The 18133-nt window shown below is 67.3% G+C and carries 16 protein-coding genes; 13 read left to right on the forward strand and 3 right to left on the reverse strand.

What is annotated here, in order from left to right:
* Positions 1-136 precede the first annotated feature (136 nt).
* Positions 137-877: a leucyl/phenylalanyl-tRNA--protein transferase gene (gene aat / locus QE373_RS08360; RefSeq protein WP_309689656.1), complete on the reverse strand. Its 741-nt coding sequence runs from the start codon at positions 875-877 to the stop codon at positions 137-139.
* 235 nt (positions 878-1112) lie between these two features.
* Between aat and QE373_RS08365 the strand changes: the two genes are divergently transcribed.
* Genes QE373_RS08365 through QE373_RS08375 form a run of 3 tightly spaced genes read left to right on the forward strand, consistent with a single transcriptional unit; the run spans position 1113 to position 2992 of the window.
* Positions 1113-1367 (forward strand): hypothetical protein, encoded by a 255-nt coding sequence (locus QE373_RS08365; RefSeq protein ID WP_309685421.1) that lies wholly within the window; start codon positions 1113-1115, stop codon positions 1365-1367.
* Between the two features lie 4 nt (positions 1368-1371).
* Entirely contained in the window at positions 1372-1668 is a 297-nt protein-coding gene (locus QE373_RS08370; protein ID WP_309685424.1) for a TauD/TfdA family dioxygenase, read from the forward strand.
* Position 1669: 1 nt separating this feature from the next.
* Positions 1670-2992 (forward strand): nucleotide disphospho-sugar-binding domain-containing protein, encoded by a 1323-nt coding sequence (locus tag QE373_RS08375; RefSeq protein ID WP_309685426.1) that lies wholly within the window; start codon positions 1670-1672, stop codon positions 2990-2992.
* A 10-nt stretch (positions 2993-3002) separates the two neighbouring features.
* Here QE373_RS08375 and QE373_RS08380 read toward each other — a convergent pair whose 3' ends face one another.
* Positions 3003-4139 (reverse strand): GNAT family N-acetyltransferase, encoded by a 1137-nt coding sequence (locus tag QE373_RS08380; RefSeq protein WP_309685428.1) that lies wholly within the window; start codon positions 4137-4139, stop codon positions 3003-3005.
* Positions 4140-4300: 161 nt separating this feature from the next.
* Between QE373_RS08380 and QE373_RS08385 the strand changes: the two genes are divergently transcribed.
* The gene (locus tag QE373_RS08385; protein WP_309685429.1) at positions 4301-5182 is read left to right on the forward strand and encodes a hypothetical protein; all 882 of its coding nucleotides are present in this window, start codon (positions 4301-4303) and stop codon (positions 5180-5182) included.
* Between the two features lie 529 nt (positions 5183-5711).
* Positions 5712-6131 (forward strand): DUF3757 domain-containing protein, encoded by a 420-nt coding sequence (locus QE373_RS08390; protein WP_309685431.1) that lies wholly within the window; start codon positions 5712-5714, stop codon positions 6129-6131.
* Positions 6132-6209: 78 nt separating this feature from the next.
* Here QE373_RS08390 and trxB read toward each other — a convergent pair whose 3' ends face one another.
* The gene (trxB, locus tag QE373_RS08395; RefSeq protein ID WP_309685432.1) at positions 6210-7181 is read right to left on the reverse strand and encodes a thioredoxin-disulfide reductase; all 972 of its coding nucleotides are present in this window, start codon (positions 7179-7181) and stop codon (positions 6210-6212) included.
* A 255-nt stretch (positions 7182-7436) separates the two neighbouring features.
* Between trxB and QE373_RS08400 the strand changes: the two genes are divergently transcribed.
* The 8 genes from QE373_RS08400 (at position 7437) to QE373_RS08435 (ending at position 18103) form a co-directional block, all read left to right on the forward strand.
* The gene (locus QE373_RS08400) at positions 7437-9791 is read left to right on the forward strand and encodes a DNA translocase FtsK 4TM domain-containing protein (protein WP_309685434.1); all 2355 of its coding nucleotides are present in this window, start codon (positions 7437-7439) and stop codon (positions 9789-9791) included.
* A gap of 156 nt (positions 9792-9947) precedes the next feature.
* Positions 9948-11885 (forward strand): DUF3857 domain-containing protein, encoded by a 1938-nt coding sequence (locus QE373_RS08405; RefSeq protein WP_309685435.1) that lies wholly within the window; start codon positions 9948-9950, stop codon positions 11883-11885.
* Positions 11886-11973: 88 nt separating this feature from the next.
* Positions 11974-12612 (forward strand): outer membrane lipoprotein chaperone LolA, encoded by a 639-nt coding sequence (gene lolA, locus QE373_RS08410; protein WP_309685437.1) that lies wholly within the window; start codon positions 11974-11976, stop codon positions 12610-12612.
* 111 nt (positions 12613-12723) lie between these two features.
* On the forward strand, positions 12724-14013 hold the full coding sequence (locus QE373_RS08415; protein WP_245625262.1) for a replication-associated recombination protein A: 1290 nt from the start codon (positions 12724-12726) through the stop codon (positions 14011-14013).
* Positions 14013-14405 (forward strand): fluoride efflux transporter CrcB, encoded by a 393-nt coding sequence (gene crcB / locus QE373_RS08420; protein WP_057507251.1) that lies wholly within the window; start codon positions 14013-14015, stop codon positions 14403-14405. The genes QE373_RS08415 and crcB overlap by 1 nt, the downstream gene beginning before the upstream one ends.
* Positions 14406-14521: 116 nt before the next feature.
* The gene (locus QE373_RS08425; protein WP_309685440.1) at positions 14522-15496 is read left to right on the forward strand and encodes an alpha/beta hydrolase-fold protein; all 975 of its coding nucleotides are present in this window, start codon (positions 14522-14524) and stop codon (positions 15494-15496) included.
* A 118-nt stretch (positions 15497-15614) separates the two neighbouring features.
* Complete coding sequence (locus tag QE373_RS08430; RefSeq protein ID WP_309685443.1) at positions 15615-16991, forward strand: ATP-binding protein; 1377 nt, start codon at positions 15615-15617, stop codon at positions 16989-16991.
* A 56-nt stretch (positions 16992-17047) separates the two neighbouring features.
* A complete protein-coding gene (locus QE373_RS08435; protein WP_309685445.1) occupies positions 17048-18103 on the forward strand; it encodes an ABC transporter substrate-binding protein in 1056 nt (351 codons plus the stop codon).
* Positions 18104-18133: the final 30 nt, after the last annotated feature.

The following is an 18133-nucleotide window of genomic DNA, read 5'->3' on the forward strand; positions in this document are numbered from 1 at the left end:
TGCTGATGAAACGGCACCAGGCTGAGAACCAGGGCGCAAGGCTGGTCCACGTGGAGGGACGTCCCAGCCACTACAGAGTGTGGCCGCACCGACGTCGCCGCGTGCTCCAGGATCGTGCCGCGGCCTGAGTCCGCCCTCAGTCGGGGAGGTAATGCCGCACCGGAAGCCGCGCCACTGCCGCCGACCAGTTGCCGGGCAGCATCGGCCGCTGGATGGCCTGCCGCACGTGCGCAAGGAAACGGTCGCGCGGCCATTGTGTTGCCCCCATCCGCATCAGGTGGGGGTTCTGCACCTGTGCATCCATCAGCGGCGCGCCCCAGTCGTGGAGCAGCTTGGCCAGCACCGCCAAGGCCGCCTTGGAGCCCCCGCTGCGGGCGCTGAACATGCTTTCGCCGAAGAACATGCTGCCCAGCGCCACCCCATAGATGCCGCCAACGAGCTCCGGCCCTTCCCATACTTCGACCGAGTGTGCGTGCCCCAGTCGATGCAGCTCCGTGTAGGCGTGGATCATGTCCGTGCCGATCCACGTGCCGTCCTGCCCGGGCCGCGGCACCGAGGCGCAGGCGCGGATGACCTGGCCGAAGGCGGTGTCGGCCGTCACGTCCCATTCCAGGGCTCGCAGTTGCCTGCGGAACCTGCGCGACAGATGCACGACATCGGTGGCGAACACCGTGCGCGGATCGGGTGACCACCACAGGATCGGCTCACCCTGGCTGAACCATGGGAACGCGCCTTCCGCATAAGCGTTCAGCAACCGCTGGGGGCAAAGATCGCCGCCGATGGCCAGCAGGCCGTCGGGTTGGCGCAGTGCGGTCTCGGCGGGGGGGAAGGCGGCGGCGGGGTCGCTCGCCAGCCGCCAGGGCAGGTGCCGGTTCATCGTCCGGCGTCGTTGTGGTGAGGCATGCTCCGGCCCGCAGGATTCAATGATGGTCCAAAGATAGGTGCACGCGCGAGGGGTGTCGAGCGGACGCAGGCGGGCGCTGATCAATAGGTTCCGCCTGCGTTTTTCGCGCGGGCGAGTGGTACGGCTGATGTGGCGCGCCAGCCCCTGTTTCTGCGGGACGCCTTCATCGCAGGCTGACCCTCCACGGGTTCCCACGAGAAACACACCGATGCACAGCCAGAAGCACACCGGCGAAGCGCCGCTATCCCCGTTCGGCATCGCGCTCGCGGCGGACCGGGCGCAGGCGCTGATGGACTCCGGTATCGATACGTTGCGCGCCTTGGTGCGCCAGCACGCTGTCGTCATCCTGCGTGGGGTGGGCAGCAAGCTCGCCGACAAGGAGGCCTTGAGCCGCTTTGCGTCCTGGCGAAGACGTGATCCGCTTGGATGGTCCCTATACCGCGTCCGCCCCGCTGTTGAATGAGCCTGTGCGGATCTGGCACGGGATTGCATCGTCGGAAGTGACGGCTTTCGAGGACGACCTGGCCTCGCATCTGTTGGCAGACGACTGCTGCCTTGCGCACGCGTGGGAGGACGGTGACCTGATGATCGCGGACAATTTCGCCGTCCTGCATGGCCGGGACCGGTTCACGCCGGGTAGCCGACGCACGCTCTGGCGGGTGCAGGTCCACGCCGAACCGATGGCGCTCAACCTGCCCATCGCGGACGGGCTGGTCCCTCCTTCTGCGCCGCCGGGCAGGCCCGAAGCGGCTGGAGGCCAATGAAATGGCCAGCATCCTGGTATGCGCAGTCCCGACGCCGGGGCACGTGGGGCCGATGCGGATCGTCGCCAGGCATCTGCAGGCCAGTGGACACGCGGTGACGTTCCTGACCGGCGCGCTGTTCCGCGACGACGTCGAGCGCGACGGCTGCCGTTTCATCGCCCTGGACGAGGCTGCTGACTTCCACTATCGCGACCCGTCGGTCACGGTTGAAGGTGCACCGGGGGATTGCCCTGAAACGACCGAGTACAACGCATTACCCGTCGGGGATGAGCAGATGGCATTCGCCCTGGAGCATGTTTTCGCGGCTTCGATTCCAGTGACAAGTGCGCAGCTCCTGGCGCTCATCGACATCCACAGCATTCAGGCCGTTGTCTACGACTCGCTGTTCACCGGCATCCTGCCCCTGCTGCGCAAACACAGCCGGCCCGCCATGATCATGGTCGGCGTCACGCCATTGGCGCTTTCCACCAACGATTCGATGTTCTTCGGGCCGCGCATTCCGCCTGCCGTCCTGCCGCCTGCACTCCGCGCGCTGGACCTGCGCACCGAAACGGAATCGGCGAGCCTGCAGCGCATCCATGCCGCGTTCAATGCCGCGATGCTGCGCTCTGGCGCTGCGCCACTGGATCGATTGTTCACCGATCACATGATCCTCGATCCCGATGCCTGCGTGCAGCTCTCGGCGCCGGGCTTCGAGTACCAGCGCATCGACCTTCCCGGGCACGTCACGCTGGCAGGGCCGCTGCCCTTCCCGACCAGCGGACCCGATGAGGTCCAGGCGTTGTGGGACAGTGACGATGGCCGGCCGCTGGTTATCGTGTCCCAGGGCACGCTGGCGAACAAGGATCTGGAGCAGTTGATCGGCCCCACGCTGCGGGCGCTGGAGCATCTTCCGGTGCGCGTGCTCGCTACCACCGGGGGCAGGGAGTACGGTGCACTGCGGGTGCCACGCAATGCCAGGGTAAGGCCCTTCATTCCCTTCGCCCACTGGCTGCCCGCCGCTGCGGTCGTGGTGACCAATGGGGGCTATGGGACGGTGCAGTACGCACTCGCTGCAGGGGTGCCGCTGGTCGTTGCCGAGGAAGGTGAGGACAAGTCCGAAGTCGGCACCCGGACGGTGATGGCAGGCTGCGGCATCAACCTGGGCACCTCGACCCCCGCCACGGGTGATATCCAGCGGGCGGTGACGAGCGTACTGTCCTGCCCGGGCTACCGGGATCGTGCCGTGGCGATCGCAGCGCAGGGCCGACGCCTCGATGCGTTGGAATGCGTGTCCCGGCAGCTTGCCCGCCTGATGGCGGCGTGCGTGGGTTCCGCGGCGTGATGGCAGGGCGTTACGGGGCGGCCGGATCGGCCAGCCGGAAGGGCGTGTGCTGCAGCAGTTCCTCGCGGTACCGCCCGACATCGGCGCGCTCATGCAGGCACCATTCCTTCAGGGCATCGCTGAAGTCAGCGTCGGCCATCCAATGCCGGCTGCGTACCAGCGTCGGCAGGAAACCGCGCGCCAGTTTGTGCTCACCCTGCGCGCCGGGTTCGAACCGTGAAAGGCCTTCGCGCAGGCAGTAGTCGATGCCCTGGTAATAGCAGGCTTCGAAGTGCAGGCCGGGCAGGGTGGCACCGCCCCAGTAACGGCCATACAGGGTGTCGCCGCCGCGCAGGCACAGCGCGCCGGCGATCGGCTCGCCGTCCTGCTCGGCCAGGAACAGCACCAGCCCGCGCCCCAGTGAGGTGGCCAGATGGCGCAGGAACGGCTCGGTCAGGGCCGGGGCGTTGCCGTATTCCAGGAACGTCTGCAGGTAGAACCGGTACATCGCCTGCAGGTCCGCACGAGTGGCCTGGTCGCCATGCACGGTGCGCAGGCTGATGCCCTGCCGCGCGACCTTGCTGCGCTCCTGGCGGATGTTCTTGCGGTGCTTGTGGTTCATCGCGCCGAGGAAGTCCTCGAACGTCTGCCACTGACCCGGGTTCTGCCACTGGAACTGGATGTCTTCGCGCAGCAGCCAGGCCTCGCTGAAGTCGCCATCCTCGTGTCCGCGATGGAAGTTGATGTGCGCGGAGGAAACGCCGAGCCCGGGCAGGGCCTGGACCAGCGCGGCCAGCAGGGCCGCACGCATGACAGGGTCACGGGTCAGCAGGCGAGGTCCGGTGACCGGTGAGTAGGGCACCGCGCCCAGCCACTTGGGGTAGTAGTCGCGGCCGTGACGGGCATAGGCATTGGCCCACGCATGGTCGAACACGAACTCGCCGTGCGAGTTCTCCTTCAGGTAGCCGGGGATGGCGCCTGCCAGTGTTTCGCCTTCCCACAGGGTGAGGTGCTGCGGACGCCAGCCCCAGTCCTCGCGCAGGCAGCCGTACTGCTCCAGGCCGGACAGGAAGGCGTGGCTGACGAACGGATTGCGGCCGTCGTGGAGGGCGTCCCATTGGGACGCAGTGAGCGTCTGGAGGTCTTCGAGGAAGCGGATCTGCGGCATGGGGACAGGATAGAGCAACCGTTATCCGTTCCGTGAGCTCCATTGGTCCATCGCCATCGATTCGCCGAATGCCGTGATGTTGCGCACCTCTGAGGCCCACGTTCGCTGGCAGCTTGGATGAAGGGCGCTGGCCGTTCTGGCTGGCAGGAAGGAGCGGTGGGATGAGTGCAGGAAGAATGAACTTGGCGTGGGGAGTGGTGTTCAGCCTGGCGTGTGCGCTGGGCAGTTCCAGCGCGTGGGCGGGAGCGTCTTCGGCGCGCGATGCGAAGCTGGACGAAATGCTTCAGAAGGAGGCCCAGGACTATGTTGATAACTTTGTCCGCGCTCACCCCGAGGAAGGCGGTGTCAACATCACGGTGCGCAGTTGGGCCGACCTGGAGGCTGGCATCGTGTACGCGGATTTCGGCCCCGGAGCATTGACCGATGAGGACCTAAGCAACGAGCGGCTCGAACAGGAACTCGGCAGCACCCTGCTTCACTATGCAAGGAACTCCGGGATGCCTCGTGAGACCCAGTTTCGGGCCCTTTACCAAGGCAAGCCGTATAACCACTACTTTCCCTACGTGCCGGCCAAGTGGGGTCCCGGTCTTTCCCGGCTTCAGCGACGCAGTGGTGGACTGGCAGTCGTGTCCGCAAGCCACGGCCTCTACTTCAACCACGGCAGCAAGGCGTGGGTTTTTCAGCGCGAGTTGATGAACGGAATCCTGGAAGACCTTGTCACCCCGCCGTACGCTGAGGCCCTCAATGGATACCTTGCCAGCCGAAGTTCAATGACAGTCAGGCTCGCCCGACGCCACGACCCGCCCGATCACGCTGAATCACATCTGCCTTGGGACCATATGTCCGCTCGCTACAACTTGAAGGCCCTGTATCCCGAAGAAACGGACATATGGCACAGCCCTCCAGGCGATAGCAGTGACGATCGAGAGCTCAAGGAAGATATTCGTGCCAGACCCAAATATGCGAACTTCATTCAGGCCGACGCATCGAGACAAGCAACGCTGCGTGCCCTCCCGGCTGGAAGTGCACCGATGGTGCGGTGACGCTGCCTGACCCGGACAGCAAGCCAGCCCAGATCACCCTGCGATGCGAAAATGCAGGGAGCGCGCCGATCTACTGGGACACCCGGATGGTCGACGACGATGGGGTGAAATCTCCGTCGGTCCGGCACATCGTGCAGTGCGTACGCGGTTCGGGGATGCTCGCGTCATCTGCAGCGCACGCTGACGATGGACGGGTGGCCACGGCCCGCAGGCTCCCGTGAAACGCAAAAGCCGGGTGATGAAGCGTCCTCGTGCGGTGCATCGCAGGCAATGACGGGACTGGGCCGCAGGTCGCCGACAAGGTGCGGCCAGAGCGTGGCGCGCGAAGAGGACAGGGGAGGGGATCAGTGCACGCCCTGTCGAGGTGGGCATGAAGCGACACCGGTTGAACATCCGCAACGACGCAACGTCCGTGCATGTGCAATGGCGCACTGACGTGTGGCAAGGCCTCGTGCAGGGTATGTGCAAGCGAGCGGTGGCACCGCGGGTGCACTCTCGTGACTGTCCATCCGCAATGAAGGAGCGTGTCATGAAATACGCGCATGGTGTGCTGCTGCTGTGCCTGTCGACGGGGGTTGCAGGAACTGCGGCGGCGCAGGAGGAGCACTGCCCGTTGCCGGGAAGCATCCGCGAATTGCCCCACGGTCTCTACCTGGTCGATGATCCGGGCAGCCCGCGATGGCTGGGCATTGCACAGGGCGGTGTCGGCGGTACCGTCACCGGGTTTGCATCGGGAATCGTCCGCCCGCACGCAGATGACGAAACCATCGGTTTCCTGCGCGGTTGCAGCTACCACCTGCAACGGGGCGAAATCCTCCTGAAACATGACGACGGCAACGACCTGGTGGCGCTGAAGAATCTACCGGCGTGGGAGCGCACGGAGGGGCCGTTTGGCATCGTCTACTACGAATGCACTGGTCCGGCCCAGGCGTGTCGATTCAGTCGCTGAGGAACTCCTCCCGCAGCTGCTCCCAGTAAAAAGGCCGGCGCAAAGGCGGGCCTGTTCACGCTCACGCGGCGGCGTGCTTCAGCTCGCCTTGCCCTGCGCGTCCAGGTAGCGCTCGGCATCCAGCGCGGCCATGCAGCCGAAACCGGCCGAGGTGATCGCCTGGCGGTAGTGCTGGTCAGCCACGTCGCCCGCGGCGAACACGCCTTCCACTGAGGTCTGGGTGGCATTGCCGCCCAGGCCGGAACGGATTTCCAGGTAGCCGTGGTTCATCGCCAGCTGGCCGTCGAACAGGGTGGTGTTCGGATGGTGACCGATCGCCACGAAGAAGCCATGGGCTTCAATCTCGCGCGTGCTGCCGTCCTGCACCGACTTCACCCGCACGCCGGTCACGCCGGCGTCGTTGCCCAGCACTTCGTCCACCTGGTGGTGCCAGACGGTTTCAATCTTGCCGGCGGCGACCTTGGCGAACAGCTTGTCCTGCATGATCTTTTCCGCCTTCAGCGTGTCACGGCGGTGGACCAGGTAGACCTTGCGGGCGATGTTGGACAGGTACAGCGCTTCTTCCACGGCGGTGTTGCCGCCGCCGACCACCACCACGTCCTGGTCACGGTAGAAGAAGCCGTCGCAGGTGGCGCAGGCGGACACGCCGCGGCCCTTGAAGGTCTCTTCGGACGGAATGCCCAGGTACTTGGCGGTCGCGCCGGTGGAGATGATCAGCGCATCACAGGTGTATTCGGCGCTGTCGCCGATCAGCTTGAACGGGCGCTGGGACAGGTCGGCGGTGTGGATGTGGTCGAAGATCACTTCGGTTTCGAAGCGCTCGGCGTGGGCCTGCATGCGCGCCATCAGGTCCGGGCCCATCAGGCCATGGGCGTCGCCCGGCCAGTTGTCGACCTCGGTGGTGGTCATCAGCTGGCCGCCCTGCTGCAGCCCGGTGATCACCACCGGCTTGAGGTTGGCGCGGGCCGCGTAGACGGCGGCAGTCCAGCCGGCCGGGCCGGAACCGAGGATGACAAGCTTCTGATGGCGGGAGGGCAGCGTGGTGCTCATGTAGACTCGCGAAAGGTAAGGGGATCAAGGCGCGGCGACGGTTTGCGCGCGCTGGGGGCAGACCATAGAGTGATGGCAGGGGCAGGGGGTTTCAACCCGCACGCCTGGAACGCGGCGATGCGCCTGGCCGGTCAGGCCGTCTTCGACGGTGCCTGCCGGGCCATGGCGTACCGCGGTCAGCCAGCGGTGACGGAAAACCGACGCGCTTCGTTTATTATCAACCACTAACAGCGTATTCCAAAGGTAGTGTCCAAGGTGGCGAAGCAGGTCCCCGAACGCAGCCGATCGAGCGAAGGCAAAGCCCGTCGCCGCGATCCGTCTCCGTCTGAAAACCCCACGCGGCAGCGTTTGTGGCGCGATCTGGGTCTGATCGCCGTGGCCCCGGCGCTGCTGTACCTGGTGGCCAGCCTGTTCACCTATTCGGCGACCGACCCGGGCTGGTCGCACACCGGCAGCATCGTGGCGCCGGTCAACAACATGGGCGGCCGCGCCGGCGCATGGATCGCCGACGTGCTGCTGCAGCTGTTCGGCTACATGGCCTTCCTGCTGCCGGTGATCCTCGGCGCGCTGGCCTGGTTTGCGATGTTCGGCCTCAAGCGCGAGGCCAAGGGCGAGAACGACCTTGACCCGGCGCTGCGGCTGGTCGGTCTGGTCGGCTTCCTGATTGCCGGCACCGGCTTCCTGCACCTGCGCCTGTTCAGTGCCGACGTGGCCTCGGCCGGTGGCATCCTGGGCAAGCTGGTGGGCTCCTCGCTGAGCGTCGGCTTCGGGGCGCTGGGCGCCAATCTGTTCGTGCTGGTACTGCTGCTGGCCTCGATCACCCTGGCCACCGGGCTGTCGTGGCTGATGGTCATGGAAAGGATCGGCAAGGGCGTGATGGCGCTGGCGCCGCTGCTGGAAAAGAAGAAAGAGCAGGCCACCGAGTGGAAGCAGACGCGCGTGATGCGCGAAGAGCGCCAGGAAGTGCGCAAGGTCGATGCCGAGGTGCGCGCAAAGCGCGAGCCGGTGAAGATCGAGCCGCGTCCGGAACCGGTGATCGAGAAGAGTGACCGGGCCAAGCGCGACAACCAGATCCCGATGTTCCAGGGCGTCAATGGTGACGGCTCGGACCTGCCGCCGCTGGCGCTGCTGGACGATCCCAAGCCGCAGCCCAAGGGCTATGACGAAGAGACGCTGGAAACCCTGTCGCGCCAGATCGAGTTCAAGCTGAAGGATTTCCGCATCGATGCGGTGGTGGTCGGCGCCTATCCGGGTCCGGTGATCACCCGTTTCGAAATCGAGCCGGCGCCGGGCATCAAGGTCAGCCAGATCAGTACGCTGGACAAGGACATCGCCCGCGGGCTGTCGGTCAAGTCGGTGCGCGTGGTCGATGTGATCCCCGGCAAGTCGGTGATCGGCCTGGAAATCCCGAACGTCACCCGCGAGATGATCTATCTCTCCGAGCTGCTGCGTTCGAAGGAATACGACAAGGCCACCAGCCCGCTGACCCTTGCCCTGGGCAAGGACATCGCCGGCCGCCCGACCGTGGCCGACCTGGCCCGCATGCCGCACCTGCTGGTGGCCGGTACCACCGGTTCGGGCAAGTCGGTGGCGGTCAACGCGATGGTGCTCAGCCTGCTGTACAAGGCCAGCCCGAAAGACCTGCGGATGCTGATGATCGACCCGAAGATGCTCGAGCTGAGCGTCTACCAGGGCATTCCGCACCTGCTGGCGCCGGTGGTCACCGACATGAAGGAGGCCGCCAACGGCCTGCGCTGGTGCGTGGCCGAGATGGAGCGCCGCTACAAGCTGATGAGCGCGGTGGGCGTGCGCAACCTGGCCGGCTTCAACAAGAAAGTCAAGGACGCGCAGGACGCCGGGCAGCCGTTGATGGATCCGCTGTTCAAGCCGAACCCGGAACTGGGCGAGGCCCCGCGCCCGCTGGAAACGCTGCCGTTCGTGGTCATCTTCATCGACGAATTCGCCGACATGATGATGATCGTCGGCAAGAAGGTCGAAGAGCTGATCGCGCGCCTGGCACAGAAGGCCCGTGCGGCCGGCATCCACCTGATCTTGGCGACCCAGCGACCGTCGGTGGACGTGATCACCGGCCTGATCAAGGCCAACATCCCGACCCGCATCGCCTTCCAGGTCAGCTCGAAGATCGATTCGCGCACCATCCTGGACCAGTCCGGCGCGGAAACCCTGCTCGGCCACGGCGACATGCTGTACCTGCCGCCGGGCACGGCGATGCCGGACCGCGTACACGGCGCGTTCGTGTCCGACGAAGAGGTCCACCGCGTGGTGGAACACCTCAAGGCGATGGGGCCGGCCGACTATATCGAAGGCGTGCTGGACGAAGTGCAGACCATGGGCGACGGCGTGGTGGTCGGTGCCGGCGGCCTGCCGGAAACCGCATCGTCGGCCGATGAATCCGATCCGCTGTATGACGAAGCGCTGCGGGTGGTGACTGAAACCCGCCGCGCGTCGATTTCCGGCGTGCAGCGCAGGCTGAAGATCGGCTACAACCGGGCTGCGCGCCTGATCGAGGCGATGGAAGCGGCCGGCGTGGTCAGCTCGCCCGAGCACAACGGCGACCGCACCGTGCTGGCCCCGCCACCGCCGAAGTAATGCCGCACGCCCCTGACCGCGTGGGTGACGACCCGCCTCGGTGGGTGATGACCCGGCCTGGTGGGTGGCGACCCGACCTGGTGGGTGACGACCGTTGGTCGTCACGCTTTTGATCCCGCTCCGCCGCCCTCCCACAGACCAACCGGAACCCTCCTCATGGCACCCCTGCGCAACGGATTGCTGGCCGCCCTGCTGCTGCCCTTCGGGTCCGCCCTGGCGGTTGAGGTGCCCGCCACGCCCGCCGCGCCCCCGATGCAGGGCGCGGCGCCGGCCGAGGCCAGCAACAACTTCAGTTTCGCCCGCTACCGCGCCGATTACGTGGTTGACGCCGACGCCGGCAATACCCAGGCCGAGCACTACGACATCCTGCTCAAGACCCGCAGCGCGGTGGACCAGTTCAGCCAGGTGCGGCTGAGCTACAGCGAAAAAATGGAAACGCTGGAGGTGCTGGAGGCCTATACGCTCACCGCCGATGGGCAGCGCCGTGACGTACCGGCCGACCGCATCTACACCCAGGAAAGTTACTCCAGTGCCTCGGCGGCGATGTACGCCGACCGCAAAGTGCGGGTGATCGTGTTTCCCAACCTGGCGCCGGGCACGCGCGTGGTCTACGCCACCCGCCGCACCCAGCGGCAGCCGTACTTCCCGGGGTATTTCGGGCTGTGGGAAACGTTCAGCGTGTTCAACCAGTACGACGACGCGCAGGTCACCCTGAGCGCGCCGGCCAGCCTGTCGATGAAGGTGCTGAGCAGGGGCGTGCAGGGCAGTGATGCGCCCACCGTGCGTGCAGGGCGCGCCCACTGGAGCTGGACGTACCGCCGCGGCACGCCGCTGCCGGCGCAGAACTGGACCGCCGCGCCGTGGGAGTTCAGCCCGACCATCATGGCCAGCACCTACGCGGAGTGGCCGCAGATGGCGCGCGCGTACCAGCTCAAGGCCGGGCAGGCCGCCACGGTGACCCCGCAGCTGAAGGCATTGGCCGACGAAGTCACCGACGGCATCGCCGACCGCCGCGGGCAGGTGGATGCCCTGTACCGCTGGGTGGCGCGCAACATCCGCTACGTGGCGGTTTACCTCGGCAACGGCGGGCTGGAACCGAACCCGGCGCAGAGCGTGCTGGACAACCACTACGGCGACTGCAAGGACCACGTGGTGATCCTGGAGGCGCTGCTGGCGGCCAAGGGCATCGACAGCACGGCGGTGCTGATCGGCGCCGGCGGCGGACCGACCCTGCCGGCCGTGCCGACGCTGGGGCGCTTCAACCACGCCATCACCTACGTGCCGGAATTCGATCTGTACCTGGATTCCACCAGCGCCTGGGCGCGACCTGGCCAGCTGCCCGACGGCGACCTCGGCGCACCGGTGCTGCTGACCGGCCCGGCGACGCTGGCACGGACGCCGGCCAACGACGACCAGCGCAATGGCATGGGCTTCGAAGCCGATTTCGTGTTCGATGCCGCCGGCAACCTGGAAGGCAGCACCCGCTTGCAGCCCGGCGACAGCGCGGAAATCGGCATGCGCGCATCGTTTGCGCGGTTGAATGCGCAGAACCGCGCCCGCGCCGAGGCCTCGATGGTGGCGGCATCCGGCTTCGACGGCCAGGGCAGCCTGAAACTGCAGGGCGACCCGCAGGGGCTGCAGCAGCCCTTCAATTACACCTTTGATTTCAGCGCGTCCGATTACGTGGATTTCAACCTGGTCGGCGGCATGCAGCTGCCCGATCCGCCCGGTGCGGAATCGTTCCGTGACGCCTACGCGGCGACCTCGGCGCCGGACAATGCCACCCCGTTCCAGTGCGATGCCAGCCTGCGCCAGGAAACCTACCGGGTGGCCCTGCCACAGGGCGTGCCGCTGATCGCGGTGCCGCACGACCAGCAGTTCAGCAACGCGGCCGGCCAGTATTCAGTGCGCTGGGAGCGCGACGGCCAGCAGGTCATCGCCCGCCATCGGCTGCGCCAGAACGCGGTGCGCGGCGATGATGCGCTGTGCCAGCCCGGCGACTATGCCGCCTTCCGCGAACTGTTCCAGCAGGTGCGGCGCGGCTTCCGCGGGCAGATCGTGTACGGTCGGGTCCCTGCGGAAAGCGGCGGCTGAACCCTGCGCCCGCTGCAGTGGATCGCCCATTCAGGATGCTTTGGGCACACTTCATTCCATCCTTCCGCGTTTCTTCCTGGATACCCGCATGCACGCCAGCTTCCGCCGCACCCTCGCTACTTCCGTGCTCGCCGCCGCGTGCCTGGTTTCGACCAGTGCTTGGGCCGGCGCGCGTGATGACCTGAAGACCTTCACCGCCGGCCTGAAGGGCCTGGATGGGCAGTTCAGCCAGCAGGTGTTCGATACCCGTGGCAAGGTCAAGGAAACCACCAGTGGCCGTGTTGCGCTGTCGGCGCCGCGCCTGTTCCGCTGGGAGTACCAGCGCCCCCACGTGCAGCAGATCGTGGCCGATGGCAGCAAGGTCTGGATGTATGAACCGGACCTGGAGCAGGCCACCGTGCGTGCGCAGGGCAAGGAAGAACAGAACAGCCCGCTGACCGCGCTGATCAATCCGGCCCTGCTGGAACAGCAGTACGACCTGAGCGAAGAAGCCGCGCCGCGCGATGGCCTGCAGTGGCTGTCGCTGACCCCCAAGCGCGAGACCGAAGCCAGCTTCCAGTACGCCGCGCTGGGCTTCAACGCCAGCGGCCTGGCGAAGATGGAAATCACCGATGCGGTGGGCCAGCGCACGGTGATCGCCTTCAGCGGCTGGAAGCGCAATCCGTCCTTCGCCGCCGGCACGTTCCGCTTCACCCCGCCGGCCGGTACCGACGTCATCGGCGAATGACCGCGTGGCCGCGCGGTACAATGCCGCGTGGCCAGACAACGTACTTCTTCATTCCCCGGCCCTGATCTGCTGAGCGTGGATCGGGATCACCTGCGGCCGCTTGCCGAGCGCATGCGGCCGCGTACCCTCGACGAAATGGTCGGGCAGAAACGCCTGCTCGCCGCGGAGAGCGCGTTGCGCCGCGCGGTCGAATCCGGGCGCGTGCATTCGATGATCCTGTGGGGTCCGCCGGGCTGTGGCAAGACCACCCTGGCATTGCTGCTGGCCGAATATGCCGACGCGGAGTTCCGCGCGATCTCGGCCGTGTTGTCCGGCCTGCCGGAAGTACGCCAGGTGCTGGCCGAAGCGGCGCAGCGCTTTGCCGAAGGCCGGCGCACGGTGCTGTTCGTCGACGAGGTGCACCGCTTCAACAAGACCCAGCAGGATGCCTTCCTGCCGCACATCGAACGCGGGACCATCGTGTTCGTCGGTGCCACCACCGAAAACCCGTCCTTCGAACTGAACTCCGCCCTGTTGTCGCGCTGCCGCGTGCACGTGCTGGAAGGGGTATCGCCGCAGGACATCGTCGAAGCATTGCAGCGCGCGTTGGCCGACAGCGAACGCGGGCTGGGCGCGGAGGGCGTGCAGGTGGACGACGCGCTGCTGCTGCAGATCGCCAGCGCCGCCGATGGTGATGTCCGTCGCGCGCTTACCCTGCTGGAAATCGCCGCCGAACTGGCCGTCGACGAAGGCGGCCGGATCACCCCGCAGACGCTCACCCAGGTGCTGGCCGACCGCACCCGCCGCTTCGACAAGGGTGGCGAGCAGTTCTACGACCAGATTTCCGCGCTGCATAAATCCGTGCGCAGTTCCAATCCCGATGCGGCGCTGTACTGGCTGACGCGGATGCTCGATGGCGGCTGCGATCCGTCCTACCTGGCCCGCCGGCTGACCCGCATGGCGATCGAGGACATCGGCCTGGCCGATCCACGCGCGCAGTCGATGGCGCTGGAGGCCTGGGACATCTACGAGCGGCTGGGCAGCCCGGAAGGCGAGCTCGCCTTCGCCCAGCTGGTGCTGTACCTGGCAAGCACGGCTAAATCCAATGCGGGCTATGCCGCCTACAACCAGGCCAAGGCCGAGGTGCGCGCCTCCGGTACGCTGGAGGTGCCGCTGCACCTGCGCAATGCGCCGACCAAGCTGATGAAGAACCTCGGCTACGGCGCGGACTACCAGTACGACCATGACATGGAAGGCGGCATCGCGCTGGACCAGACCGGCTTCCCGGACGCGATGGGCGAACAGGTCTATTACCAGCCGGTGGCGCGCGGGCTGGAGATCAAGCTGAAGGAAAAACTGGACCGCCTGCGTGCCCAGCGCGAACAGGCGCGCGCGGCCAAGCGGGATGGGGCGGGCGAGTGATGGGCGGCAGCTGGTGGCAGCAGCTCGGGCTGGTGATGGCCGGCGGCGCACTGGGCTCGGCACTGCGCTTCGTCATCGGCGACGCCATGCTGCAGCGCTTCGGCCAGGGCTTCCCGTGGGGAACGCTGAGCGCCAACTTCATCGGCGCTTTCGCGGCAGGTTACCTGCTGGTGTGGCTGCAGCAGCGGGGCGGCAACGTAACCCTGTTGCGCGCGTTCCTGGTGGTCGGGCTGCTGGGCGGGCTGACCACCTTTTCTTCGCTGATGCTGGAGACCCTGGTATTCGCGCGCAGCGATCGCGGCGGCATGGTGCCGCTGTACCTGGGCGTCAGCCTGGTCGGCGGCCTGCTACTGGTATGGCTGGGTGCGCGGCTGGCCGAGGCGGCGCGCTGACACGTGACGGCAGGGGTGCCTGGGCAGGGACGACACACTTCGACACGCGCATCGAAAGCGAGAACCATTCGCGTTTGGTAGACTGGCCAGCGATCCCGCTGTGAGCCATGCCCCCCATGCATCACCGTCTCTTCGGCCTTGCCGCGCTGTTGGCGCTGGCCGGCGCCTCCTTCTGCAGCCATGCGCAGCAGCGCAACCCGGACCAGATGATGGGCCAGACGGTGCTGGATCAGCCCGCCGGCAGTTACCGGGTTGAACGTTTCGTGGTCGGCAGCCCCGACGGCCAGCGCCAGTGGCGCGTCAATCTGCTGGTTCCCGGCAAGGCCTCCAACGCCGCTTCGCCGGTGCTGTACGCGCTGGATGGCAACGCCGCGGCGATGGTGCTGGACCGGCCGATGCTGGACGAACTGGCCGCGAGCCCGGCGCCGCCGGTGCTGGTACTGATCGGCTATGACAACGAGCGTCGCATCGATTCGGCGCAACGCACACGCGACTACACCGCCTGGATCGACCGTGCCGATGATGAAAGTGGCACCCGGCAGGTGGTCGGCGGCGGCGCGTTCGCCTTCCAGGAGGTGATCGAGCAGCAGATCAAACCGGAAGTGGCGCGTCGCGCCAACGTGGACACCCGGCGCCAGGCGCTGTGGGGCCATTCGCTGGGCGGGCTGTTCGTGCTCAGCAGCCTGTACACCCGTCCGGCCGCTTTCCAGCAGTACGTGGCGGCCAGTCCGTCGCTGTGGTGGAGCCAGGGCGCGCCGCTGGGCGACCTGGAAAAACAATTCATCGAAAACCGCGCCGGCCAGCCGGCCCAGCTGTGGGTGATGCTCGGTGGCGATGAGCGCAGCGGCAACCGCGGTGTGCGTGACATGGCCAACCCGCGCGTGGTCGCGCACCTGCGGCGCATCGGCGGTGCCGCACCGGATGCCGCGCATGCACTGAGCGATCGCCTGGGCGCGCTGCCCGGCCTGCAGGTGCAGTACCGCGAGTTCCCCGGGCTCGGCCACGGGCCGATGTTGCCGGCGTCGTTCAAGGCGACCCTGTCGGCGCTGTACGGCATCAGCGACCGCAGCGGCGAGGCCGCCGCGCCGTGAATCCCGCGCGCGGCCATCGCCACGCGTTCCCGTACCCAGGCCGCCCGCGTCGCGTACGCATGTGCCCAGGCAATGACACCCTGCGCTGTTGCAGCGCATCCCATGCAAGGAGCATGTCATGACCTTCCGTACCCCGCTTCGGCTCGGCAGCCTCGCCGCCGGCATCCTGATCGCCGTTGCCATCCATGCACAACCGGTGTTCGACGCACCGGCCAACGGCTTCAAGGGCAAGCTGAGCGCACGCAGCGAAAACCCGGTCGCCGGTGGCAAGGCCGAGATCATCGGCAGCGATTTCGTGCCCGGCCAGAAGGTCGAACTGCTGCGCGGCGACACCGTGCTGACCGCCGCGCCGCTGACCGTGGATGGCAACGGCCAGTTCAAGACCGAACTGGCCATTCCGGCCGATGCGGTGCCCGGCCAGCATCCCCTGGTGGCGCGCGCCAGCAGCCCGGCAGCGGCGGCGGTAACCACCCTGCGCGTGTCTCCGCAGCTGGCGCTCAGCGGCCAGGACCGCTTCAGCAGCAGCTCCAACAAGCTGGTGCAGGGGCTGTACCAGAGTGCCTACAGCGCGGCCAGCGACGCGGTGTTCGTGACCTCGGCGGTGGGCCGCCCGCCGGTCACCCAGTCGCAGCTGCTGAAGGTGGACCCGGCCACGCTGCAGGTGGTCAAGTCGATCACCCCGGCCAAGGTGCCCGGCGGCAAGGGGGACAGCGTGTTCGCCGTTTACGGGGTGGGCGTGGACGATGCCAACGGCAACGTCTGGGTGACCAACACGCGCCAGGACACCGTGGCGGTGTACCGCCAGTCGGACCTGTCGCTGGTGCGCCAGTTCGATGTCGGCAGCGTGCCGCACGCGCGCGACGTGGTGGTCGACAGCGTGCACGGCAAAGTCTTCGCGTCAGCAACCGGCGAGGACCATCTGTCGGTGTTCGATGCCCGGACCCTCGAGCCGCTGGAGGCGATCACCCTGGCCTCCGGCGTGGATGACGGAAAGTTCGTGCCGATGAGCCTGGTGCTGGACGAGCAGGCCGGCAAGCTGTTCACCGTGAGCATCGGCACGCCGGAAGCGGCGGTGATCGACGTGGCCAGCGGCAAGGTCGACAAGGTCATCGCGCTGGGCAACGCCAGCAGTGCCTCCGGCGTGGCCTACGACGCAACGCGTGGTCGCCTGTTCGTCGCCTCGCAGGGCAGCGACAACGTGCTGATCGTCGACGTGGCCGCCGGCACCGTGCTGCATGACGTGCCGGTCGGTGCCGGTGCGTTGAACGTGGCCTTCGACCCGGTCGCCGGGCTGGCCTATGTCAGCAACCGCGGTGCCGGCACGGTGACCGTGCTCGATCCCGATGGCAAGGTGGTCGGCAATCTCGCCGGCGGCACCTTCCCCAACCATGTGCGCGCCGATGGCAAGGGCAACGTGTTCGCGGTGAACAAGTCCAAGGGTGCCGAAGACCCGGAAGGCGACCGCATCACCCGCATCGCACTGCGCCAGCCTTGATACGTTGACTTGGATGCGGGGCGGCTGACGCCGCCCCGTCCAGGAGGAGCTTTCCCATGAATTCGAATCGGATCCTGCCTGCCCGGACGCTGCCATTGGCGTTCGCACTGACCGCGCTTGCCGCGTGTTCCGGAAGTGGCGAACCTGCCGCGCCGGCCCGGGACGCGGCTACATCGCCCGCGCCGCGTGCTGCGGCCGGGCAGAGCGCGCTGCCGGCAGGCTGGCAGGTCGTCGGCGGCGAGACCGTCCCGTCGGTGGCGGCGGGCGCGGCCACCTTGCCGGCCACCGTGCATTCCGATGATGGCGTGGACGTGCAGGTCGACGATGCCAGCCGGATCGTCGCCGGTGGCGATGACATCATCGCGGTGATCGAGGCACTGGGGCAGGGCAGCCAGGTGTTCGCTGCACCCACCAACGCCACCACCGACGCCGGACGCGCCGCGCCGCATCAGTTCCTGTTCAACCGCACCACCGGCGTGGAAGGCGTGCTCAGCCTGGGCGGCTCGCTGTTCCTGGGCAACAGCCTGCGTCGCCACAGTGACCTGGCCGAGAAACTGCGCGCGGTGGGCCAGGACGCTGTGATCATCGATGACCTGCAGCCGGCACCGGACAAGGTGCGCAAGGTCGCCACGGCGATCGGCCGTGCCGAGGCAGGCGCGGCGCTGGCCGACGCCGTGCAGAAGCAGTTGGACGAGGCCGCCGCGATCGCTGCGGCAACCACGCGCAAGCCGCGGGTGATCCATGTGTCGGCCACCGGCGCGGGCGGCAACCCGACCGTGGCCGGCGCCGACAGCGCGTCGGGCAAGCTGATCGCGCTGGCGGGCGGGCTCAACATCGGCACCGAAGCGGGCGTCGCCAATTTCTCCGCGCTCAGCAATGAAGGCGTGGTGGCAGCGGCCCCCGAGGTGATCCTGGTCACCGCGCATGACCTGCAGCTGTTCGGCGGTGCCGAGGGCCTGTGGAAGGCCTATCCGACGCTGAAGCAGACCCCTGCCGGCCAGGCCGGCCGGGTCTGGGTGATGCCGGACCTGCAACTGAAGTACACCAGCGTGGGTTCCGGTGCCGGTGCATTGGCGCTGGCGCGCGCGTTGGCGGCGCTGCCGCCGGCATGAGTGCAGTGCCGCACGGGATGCCGGGTGACC

Origin of the sequence: Stenotrophomonas sp. SORGH_AS_0321 (assembly GCF_031453215.1) — a bacterium.
Classification (GTDB): domain Bacteria; phylum Pseudomonadota; class Gammaproteobacteria; order Xanthomonadales; family Xanthomonadaceae; genus Stenotrophomonas; species Stenotrophomonas chelatiphaga.